Origin of the sequence: Streptococcus sp. 27098_8_22, assembly GCF_041432415.1 — a bacterium.
In the GTDB taxonomy this organism is placed as follows: Bacteria; Bacillota; Bacilli; order Lactobacillales; family Streptococcaceae; genus Streptococcus; species Streptococcus pseudopneumoniae_M.
Genome location: NZ_JAPVZP010000016.1, coordinates 1 through 4,018, shown reverse-complemented (window position 1 = coordinate 4,018; position 4,018 = coordinate 1). Strand labels below are relative to the sequence as shown.

At 49.6% G+C, this 4,018-nt stretch carries 1 tRNA gene and 2 rRNA genes; all 3 read right to left on the bottom strand.

The features are described 5' to 3' along the window. Nucleotides 1-2,113: ribosomal RNA gene (locus O3633_RS10270) — 23S ribosomal RNA — on the bottom strand; the annotation flags it as partial. A 126-nt stretch (nt 2,114-2,239) separates the two neighbouring features. Beyond that, a tRNA-Ala gene (locus O3633_RS10265) sits at nt 2,240-2,312 on the bottom strand. A 50-nt stretch (nt 2,313-2,362) separates the two neighbouring features. After that, nucleotides 2,363-3,909: ribosomal RNA gene (locus O3633_RS10260) — 16S ribosomal RNA — on the bottom strand. Nucleotides 3,910-4,018: the final 109 nt, after the last annotated feature.

Below are 4,018 nucleotides of genomic sequence, written 5' to 3'. Positions count from 1 at the left end.
CATGTGGTACAGACACTCAATATCAAACTGCAGTAAAGCTCCATGGGGTCTTTCCGTCCTGTCGCGGGTAACCTGCATCTTCACAGGTACTAAAATTTCACCGAGTCTCTCGTTGAGACAGTGCCCAAATCATTACGCCTTTCGTGCGGGTCGGAACTTACCCGACAAGGAATTTCGCTACCTTAGGACCGTTATAGTTACGGCCGCCGTTTACTGGGGCTTCAATTCATACCTTCGAGTTACCTCTAAGCACTCCTCTTAACCTTCCAGCACCGGGCAGGCGTCACCCCCTATACATCATCTTACGATTTAGCAGAGAGCTGTGTTTTTGATAAACAGTTGCTTGGGCCTATTCACTGCGGCTGACATATGTCAGCACCCCTTCTCCCGAAGTTACGGGGTCATTTTGCCGAGTTCCTTAACGAGAGTTCTCTCGCTCACCTGAGGCTACTCGCCTCGACTACCTGTGTCGGTTTGCGGTACGGGTAGAGTATGTTTAAACGCTAGAAGCTTTTCTTGGCAGTGTGACGTCACTAACTTCGCTACTAAACTTCGCTCCCCATCACAGCTCAATGTTATAGAACTAAGCATTTAACTCAATTCACACCTCACTGCTTAGACAGACACTTCCAATCGTCTGCTTTAGTTAGCCTACTGCGTCCCTCCATCACTACATACTCTAGTACAGGAATATCAACCTGTTGTCCATCGGATACACCTTTCGGTCTCTCCTTAGGTCCCGACTAACCCAGGGCGGACGAGCCTTCCCCTGGAAACCTTAGTCTTACGGTGGACAGGATTCTCACCTGTCTTTCGCTACTCATACCGGCATTCTCACTTCTATGCGTTCCAGCGCTCCTCACGGTACACCTTCACCACACATAGAACGCTCTCCTACCATACCTATAAAGGTATCCACAGCTTCGGTAAATTGTTTTAGCCCCGGTACATTTTCGGCGCAGGGTCACTCGACTAGTGAGCTATTACGCACTCTTTGAATGAATAGCTGCTTCTAAGCTAACATCCTAGTTGTCTGTGCAACCCCACATCCTTTTCCACTTAACAATTATTTTGGGACCTTAGCTGGTGGTCTGGGCTGTTTCCCTTTCGACTACGGATCTTAGCACTCGCAGTCTGACTGCCGACCATAATTCATTGGCATTCGGAGTTTATCTGAGATTGGTAATCCGGGATGGACCCCTCACCCAAACAGTGCTCTACCTCCAAGAATCTCTAATGTCGACGCTAGCCCTAAAGCTATTTCGGAGAGAACCAGCTATCTCCAAGTTCGTTTGGAATTTCTCCGCTACCCACAAGTCATCCAAGCACTTTTCAACGTGCCCTGGTTCGGTCCTCCAGTGCGTCTTACCGCACCTTCAACCTGCTCATGGGTAGGTCACATGGTTTCGGGTCTACGACATAATACTAAAGCGCCCTTTTCAGACTCGGTTTCCCTACGGCTCCGTCTCTTCAACTTAACCTCGCATCATATCGTAACTCGCCGGTTCATTCTACAAAAGGCACGCTCTCACCCATTAACGGGCTCGAACTTGTTGTAGGCACACGGTTTCAGGTTCTATTTCACTCCCCTCCCGGGGTGCTTTTCACCTTTCCCTCACGGTACTGGTTCACTATCGGTCACTAGGGAGTATTTAGGGTTGGGAGATGGTCCTCCCAGATTCCGACGGGATTTCACGTGTCCCGCCGTACTCAGGATACTGCTAGGTACAAAGACTATTTTGAATACGAGGCTTTCACTCTCTTTGGCTGATCTTCCCAAATCATTCTCCTATAATCTTTGAGTCCACATTGCAGTCCTACAACCCCGAAGAGTAAACTCTTCGGTTTGCCCTTCTGCCGTTTCGCTCGCCGCTACTAAGGCAATCGCTTTTGCTTTCTCTTCCTGCAGCTACTTAGATGTTTCAGTTCACTGCGTCTTCCTCCTCATATCCTTAACAGATATGGGTAACAGGTAGTACCTGTTGGGTTCCCCCATTCGGAAATCCCTGGATCATCGCTTACTTACAGCTACCCAAGGCATATCGTCGTTTGTCACGTCCTTCTTCGGCTCCTAGTGCCAAGGCATCCACCGTGCGCCCTTATTAACTTAACCTTATTTTTCTGACCTTTCAGTCATAAACTCTTTATTAATACTACAGCGTTTTCGGTTTATTTTCTTGTTACTATTTGATATAGATATTCAATTTTCAATGTGCATTACTTGGTGATCTCTCACCAATGGAGCCTAGCGGGATCGAACCGCTGACCTCCTGCGTGCAAAGCAGGCGCTCTCCCAGCTGAGCTAAGGCCCCACAAGACCTCTCAAGACTAAACAAGACCAATGTGCATTCCTTATCCTTAGAAAGGAGGTGATCCAGCCGCACCTTCCGATACGGCTACCTTGTTACGACTTCACCCCAATCATCTATCCCACCTTAGGCGGCTGGCTCCTATAAGGTTACCTCACCGACTTCGGGTGTTACAAACTCTCGTGGTGTGACGGGCGGTGTGTACAAGGCCCGGGAACGTATTCACCGCGGCGTGCTGATCCGCGATTACTAGCGATTCCGACTTCATGTAGGCGAGTTGCAGCCTACAATCCGAACTGAGACTGGCTTTAAGAGATTAGCTTGTCGTCACCGACTTGCGACTCGTTGTACCAGCCATTGTAGCACGTGTGTAGCCCAGGTCATAAGGGGCATGATGATTTGACGTCATCCCCACCTTCCTCCGGTTTATTACCGGCAGTCTCGCTAGAGTGCCCAACTGAATGATGGCAACTAACAATAGGGGTTGCGCTCGTTGCGGGACTTAACCCAACATCTCACGACACGAGCTGACGACAACCATGCACCACCTGTCACCTCTGTCCCGAAGGAAAACTCTATCTCTAGAGCGGTCAGAGGGATGTCAAGACCTGGTAAGGTTCTTCGCGTTGCTTCGAATTAAACCACATGCTCCACCGCTTGTGCGGGCCCCCGTCAATTCCTTTGAGTTTCAACCTTGCGGTCGTACTCCCCAGGCGGAGTGCTTAATGCGTTAGCTACGGCACTAAACCCCGGAAAGGGTCTAACACCTAGCACTCATCGTTTACGGCGTGGACTACCAGGGTATCTAATCCTGTTTGCTCCCCACGCTTTCGAGCCTCAGCGTCAGTTACAAGCCAGAGAGCCGCTTTCGCCACCGGTGTTCCTCCATATATCTACGCATTTCACCGCTACACATGGAATTCCACTCTCCCCTCTTGCACTCAAGTTAAACAGTTTCCAAAGCGTACTATGGTTAAGCCACAGCCTTTAACTTCAGACTTATCTAACCGCCTGCGCTCGCTTTACGCCCAATAAATCCGGACAACGCTCGGGACCTACGTATTACCGCGGCTGCTGGCACGTAGTTAGCCGTCCCTTTCTGGTAAGATACCGTCACAGTGTGAACTTTCCACTCTCACACTCGTTCTTCTCTTACAACAGAGCTTTACGATCCGAAAACCTTCTTCACTCACGCGGCGTTGCTCGGTCAGACTTCCGTCCATTGCCGAAGATTCCCTACTGCTGCCTCCCGTAGGAGTCTGGGCCGTGTCTCAGTCCCAGTGTGGCCGATCACCCTCTCAGGTCGGCTATGTATCGTCGCCTTGGTGAGCCGTTACCCCACCAACTAGCTAATACAACGCAGGTCCATCTGGTAGTGATGCATTTGCACCTTTCAAGCAGATATCATGCAATATCTACTGTTATGCGGTATTAGCTATCGTTTCCAATAGTTATCCCCCGCTACCAGGCAGGTTACCTACGCGTTACTCACCCGTTCGCAACTCATCCGGAGAAGCAAGCTCCTCCTTCAGCGTTCTACTTGCATGTATTAGGCACGCCGCCAGCGTTCGTCCTGAGCCAGGATCAAACTCTCATTAAAAGTTTGAGTTCTCACTCATTTCTGTCACTGACAGATTTATTGTTTTTTTCATTGTTCAGTACTACAACTTCAGTTGTAGTGCCCTGCACATTGGTTCGTCTTGTTCAGT